A 5,277-nucleotide genomic window follows, 5' to 3' on the forward strand; every position below is an offset into this window, starting at 1 on the left:
GGTCTCCCCGACGAAGCGGAAGTACCACCCAGTACAAGTGAGCAACAGCAGGTCACAATCAAGATCAATAAGCCTGCACGACAGGTACGTCACAACAGGGCGCCCGCCTACGGCCCGCCGGAGCAACAGCGCGTGCGGGAAATGCTCACCTACCTCGCCGTCGCCCTGCCCCGCTTCTCCTCCCCCGCCGCCCGACTGCTGGCCCTGCAGTGCGCCCTGCGCGCCGACGGCCGAGGCCGCGTCCGGCTCCCCCGCGGCCTTCTGCGCAGCATGCGGCTGCACGGCCGTGCAGAACTGTGGAGCGAACTGGAACACGCCGGGTGGCTGCGCTGTTCCGGCCCGCGGCGTCCCCATGTGGAGGCGCGTCTTCTCGATGCGGACATGCACTCCCAGGCATCCGGCCGCGGCACCCGTGCCCGCGCGGCGCACTGGGCCCTGCACCCTGTTCCGCTGGTCGCACCGCGCGGGATGTCCCCCGCGGTGCAGCTCACCGCTCTGATCCTGGCAGCTCACACGTCTGACGGCTCCGGAAGTGCGGAACTCGACGTGCTTGCCCGGCTGGGCGGTCAGTCCCAGCAGCAGGTGGAGGATCTCCTCGACCAACTGGTCCGCTGCCGTCTCCTTGCCTCCTGGCAGCACCTCAGGGAGCACGACGAGATCGCCTGGCGCCTCCTAACGCGGCGTACCGAGCAGCGCCACACCGGGAAGGTGATCACCTGGTAGTCCTCCCCTCCGAAACGGCACGGGAGGCAGCACGTCCGAGCCGCGTCCCGCCATCGTCCGGTCCTGCCACGGTGGGACGAAGAGACGTACGGCAAGTGGGCCGCAACTCCGGCGCACGGCTGCAGGGATCAGATCCGGTCATGTTGTTTCGAGACAGCGTGAGACGCCATGAGACGCAGAGAGACACCGGCGGACACCCATGAACGCCAACGAACGACAACGACCGCCAACATCCCTGGCCAGGAGTGTCCGAGACGGCGCACCGGGTTGTTTCGAGCCCGAGGAGGAGAGCAACACTTGCCGGTATGCCGAGCTTTCAGCAGAGGAAGGCCGTGGGCGACGCACACGAAAGGCGCGTCGCCGAGGAACTCGCCCTGCGCGGATGGGACGTCAGCCCCTGGGGCCAGGGCGTGCTGACCGAAGCGGTGCGAGTCGCCCTGCGGGGCACCGAGAGTTCACTGCGCTGGACACCCGATCTAGTGGCCGCCAAGGACCGGCAGGTGTTTCTGATCGACTGCAAGAGCCGCATGACCAGCCGCATCACCCATCGCCATGCGGTGGAGCGGGCTGCCGTCATGGCGCACCTCCAGCTCGCCGCATGGACGCAGCTGCCGATCTGCTACGTCTTCGACAACCTCGACGTCCTCACTCCCCTGGACGTCCTCATGCTGGGCCGCACAGGTCCGCAACCCGCCGCAGGCTCAGGCTCCCCCTACCACCTGGTGCCCACGGGACGCTCCCTCGCATTCGACGAGGTGTTCGGAACCATGCAGCAGCGGCACACCCCCCAACTCGGCGCCGCCTGACCCGGTCGGCATGCAGCTGCCGGCCAGGGCGCCCCGGTCTCCTGCGCCGCGCCCATCACACCCGAGGGCTCGAGGGCTCTCCGCCACCACTCGGCCCGCCGCAGCAGAACAGACGGATCAGGCGGGCCAGCGAAGGCAGTGGGCCGGCTGGCGGGCAGGCAACGGCAAGGGGCGGCAGCACCCAGCAGTTCACAGCCTGGCCTGAGGTCCCTTCACAGCTGGGCCACGCGCCCGTGCCTTGCTCGCCACTCTCACCCTCAAGGATTCGCGTGGTTCGCGTGCTCAGATGCGCGACAGGCCCGTCCCCGCTGTTGCTTGCACACACAGCGCCGGTCCACCGGCTCACCGCTTACGACCTGAGGGTTCAATTAGTAATCGACGTCGACGTAATCGATGTCGGTGAAGTCCACCAACAGGCCCTGCGCGCGCCGGCCGCGGTCCTTGAAGTAGATGTTCCTGAAGTCCTTCGGCCACGATCCTCTGGAGCTGCTCCTCGGTGGCTCCGGCGGCGTGGGCGTCGAAGAGCCGTGCTGCGTAGACCGGGGGAAGGCCCTGGGTGATGGGCCGTAGCCGCGGGTCGTCGGTTGTGCCCGGGGCGGCGGTGAATCCGAAGCGTGCCCGGGTGTCGATGATGATGCCCCCGGTCGTGGCGGCCTGCTTTCTGGCCCGGTCGCGGACCCGGGGCTGCCACCGTTTGCGGACCTCGTCGGCGAGCCGGTCCGCGAGGTGGCGGCGCGGCTGCTTGAGCTGTCCGGTGAGGTACCGCTCGACGGTGCGCTGGGTGACGCCCAGCAGGTCGGCTGCACCCTTGGTGCCCTTGGTCTGTTTGACCAGGAACTGCATCTGCTTCTGGGCCGACTTCGGCACCGGGCGGGTGAAGTGCGCAGCGTCGGCCTTGTCGAGGCTGTCGGCGATGAGGCCCATCGGGGTCTACTCCCCCTCGTCCTGGCCGGCGACGATGCCGGTTTTGATGTGCCGGGCGATGTTCACGTCCGGACCGTGCTCCTCGAGCAGGCCCTCGGCCCACAGCACGCTCTGGGTGCCCTCGTGTTTGACCATCCCGGGCGAGACGCCGAGCCGGAATCCACCAGGCAGGGGCTTGCCATCCCGGTAGGGCAGGAAGTCGAGGGGGCTGGGGCCGTCGGAGGGGTACACGGCGCAGTCGGAGAGGATCGCGACCGGGTACAGACCGGCGTGGGTGGCGATCTTGAGCATCTTGCGGTGCATGTTGATACGGGCGCCGGCGATGACCGCGGCGCGGATGTCGGGGCGCCAAGTCGGGCGGGCGAGCGCGGGCCAGGGCTCGCCCGGCCGCCAGCCGCCACTGCGGGCCCGCTCGCGCAGTTTGCCGAGACCGCCCTTGACGGTGGCCTTGATGGCGCTGAGCACGGCGGCGAGGACGGGGTCGGTGTGCTGGTGTCCGGCCATCGCGGCCAGGAACTGCTCCTCCGGCATGCCGGGGGTGATGCCGAGGTCGGCCATCGTGGCGATGTAGGCGTCGCGCAACCGGGTGTACCAGGCGTCCAGGTAGGGGCCGTACTCGTAGCGCAGGTAGGCCTCAAGGGGGGTGACGGTGTAGCCGAGTTCGACGGCGTAGGCGACGGTCGGAGTGGCGTACCAGGCCGGACCGGTGGGGCGTTCGCCGTGCGGGGTGAACGGACTGGGCAGACGTTCGTCGAGGCGGATGTGGGAGAGGTCGACCAGCCAGGAGCCGGGCAGTTTCGCGTCGAAGATCGGCCGGTGGACGTGGACGGGGGCGGACAGGCCGACGGTGAGCCGGTTGGCGGCCGCGGCGAAGGCCATGTTGACGTCGATTCCGACCACGTAGGGCTTCATGCATTCCGCGTCCGTCAACGGCCGGGACCACTGGTAGGCCTCTTCGTCCAACACCTGGTCGGGGGTGCGCTGGTGGAAACGGGGATACAAGGCTGCGACGGCCGGGTGCCCGTCGGGAGCCTCGGGCGGGGCGCACTCCACCGCCTCGGTCAGCGAGCCCGGCATCGGGCCGGAGACCCAGTTCCCGGTGGCGGGGTCCTTCACTGCACGGGTGGGCGGGCGCAGCGCGGTCATCAGTTCCAGGCCGGTGACGGCGGTGGAGCCGCACGGGGTGAGCACGCGGGTGGCGTAGGTACTGAGCAGGCGGGCGAGTTCGACCGGCGGCAGCTGGTCTGCCGTCCCCCAGGAGCGCGTGTCGAGGGCGCCCCAGGGCAGGACGGCGAACTGCACGCACTGGCGGCGCGCGCCGTCGGCCGTGCGGTAGACCCGCGCCCACGGGCCGAAGCCCCGTTTCGTCAGCTTCCATCGAGCCTTGGTGAGTTGCTTGAGGGCGTTGTGGTCGTCAGGCAGGCGCAGCCCGCGCCGGTCCTCCAACTCGGTTGGCAGGCCGAGGCGTTGGACGGCGGAGGCGGTCAGCACGATCAGCGGGTCGGCGTCCTTGCCCGAGCGGTGAAGGCGCGCAGCGCCCAATCTCGCCTCGCCCAGCGCCCAGTCGACCAGTGCCGGAAGGTCGGTGAGCGGGCAGTCGAGCACCAGGCCGTCGGCGTAGTACGCCGTGTCGTCGCCGTCCACGACGACGAGCGGCCCGTCGGCAAAGCGTGTGTCCGCTGCGGGCGCGGCCGCCGGCTTCTGGGGCGCCGACCGACGTGCCGTCGCAGGCCGCCGGATCGGGGTCGCGGGACCTGCTGTGGGCGCGACAGGCGGTTCGGGCGCCTGTGGCTCTGTGATGGCGGGCGGGCCAGTACGCGGTCCTGGCGCCAAGCCGGAGGACGCCGCCGGGACGGGAAAGCGGTCAGCGAGGCCGTCGAGGAGGCGAATGTAGGCGGCCCGCTTGGGAGGGCGTGGCTCGGTGCGGCCCGCCTCCCAACCGGTCACCGTCTCGCGTCGCACGTCCAGTGCCTTCGCGACCTGGTCCTGGCTCAGGCCTGCGGCCTCGCGCAGCCGTTTGCGTTCGGCGGGGGCCGGCAGGGCATCCGGTGCCGCCGCCTGTTCCAGCAGGGCATCGACCGATGCGAAGAGCCCGTTCTGCTCATGGGACACGAGAGCCACCTCCGCCTCCAACCTACACGAAAAGCACATCGAATCACACATGAAACGCGCTCTGGGCACGTGGAGGTGAGCGGATGTCAGCAGCCCTGCGGCTGTGTAGGTCCTGGGGGTGCCGACTGGGCTATCAACCGGCCGTTGAACCTAGGGAACGACGTGTGCCGCAGGTGTGCGCCAGAGAGTGTCGGACGACGGCGGGATGGACGAACACAGCGCGGTGGGGCGCTGGTGCAGATCGTTGACCGTTGGCCGTGCGGCGGGGCAGGGCTGGTGGAGGGTGCGAACGTCGGATCGGTCAGGTCCACCGCATGTCAAGGGCTTCCAGAGCCTCGAGTTGTTCGCGGGTGAGTCGGGCGGGCTCGCGGCGCCGTTCTCTGATCCAGCGGCCCAGATCGAGGGGCTGACCGTCGACGGTGCACGGGTAGCTGCGGGGGACGTTGAGGTGCTGATGAGAGCGCCAGAAGATGCGGGCGGCGCGCAGGCCGCGGGCGAAGGCCCAGCCGGACGGGCCGTAGGGCCGGCGCAGGAGGAGGGCTAGGGGCAACGCCGTTCAGTTAGGGCGGGGCTGGAGGCGTCAAGGGGTGCTCGTGAGCATGTTGATGGTGGCTTTATAGGTGGTCCGGTCGATGGCGGGTCCGCGTGCGTTGTATTTCGAGATCGCTCGTTTGACGATGCGGTCCTTGGTGCGGACCCGCCGGGTGGGCAG

At 69.8% G+C, this 5,277-nt stretch carries 4 protein-coding genes and 1 pseudogene; 2 read left to right on the top strand and 3 right to left on the bottom strand.

Annotation, left to right across the window (positions count from 1 at the left end):
* Window positions 1-141 precede the first annotated feature (141 nt).
* Together ACIQ1J_RS35240 and ACIQ1J_RS35245 are read left to right on the top strand one after the other, a co-directional pair.
* Entirely contained in the window at window positions 142-723 is a 582-nt protein-coding gene (locus tag ACIQ1J_RS35240; RefSeq protein ID WP_403563469.1) for a hypothetical protein, read from the top strand.
* Between the two features lie 332 nt (window positions 724-1,055).
* Window positions 1,056-1,529 (top strand): hypothetical protein, encoded by a 474-nt coding sequence (locus ACIQ1J_RS35245; RefSeq protein WP_240659613.1) that lies wholly within the window; start codon window positions 1,056-1,058, stop codon window positions 1,527-1,529.
* A 368-nt stretch (window positions 1,530-1,897) separates the two neighbouring features.
* On the opposite strand, the pseudogene tpg reads toward ACIQ1J_RS35245, so the two are convergent.
* From tpg to ACIQ1J_RS35260, 3 genes and pseudogenes are all read right to left on the bottom strand, one after another.
* A pseudogene (gene tpg, locus ACIQ1J_RS35250) lies at window positions 1,898-2,453 on the bottom strand (telomere-protecting terminal protein Tpg).
* Window positions 2,454-2,459: 6 nt separating this feature from the next.
* Window positions 2,460-4,604, bottom strand: coding sequence for a telomere-associated protein Tap (gene tap / locus ACIQ1J_RS35255; RefSeq protein ID WP_403563465.1), 2,145 nt, complete (start codon window positions 4,602-4,604; stop codon window positions 2,460-2,462).
* 262 nt (window positions 4,605-4,866) lie between these two features.
* Entirely contained in the window at window positions 4,867-5,115 is a 249-nt protein-coding gene (locus ACIQ1J_RS35260; protein ID WP_403563467.1) for a helicase associated domain-containing protein, read from the bottom strand.
* Window positions 5,116-5,277 lie beyond the last annotated feature (162 nt).

The organism is Streptomyces sp. NPDC097107 (genome assembly GCF_044762405.1).
Lineage (GTDB): Bacteria > Actinomycetota > Actinomycetes > Streptomycetales > Streptomycetaceae > Streptomyces > Streptomyces thinghirensis.

What these genes read in the sequence shown, in the direction of transcription:
- tap (WP_403563465.1), bottom strand. Translation starts at nt 4,604, where the DNA reads ATGTGCTTTTCGTGTAGGTTGGAGGCGGAGGTGGCTCTCGTGTCCCAT.
- ACIQ1J_RS35240 (WP_403563469.1), top strand. Translation starts at nt 142, where the DNA reads ATGCTCACCTACCTCGCCGTCGCCCTGCCCCGCTTCTCCTCCCCCGCC.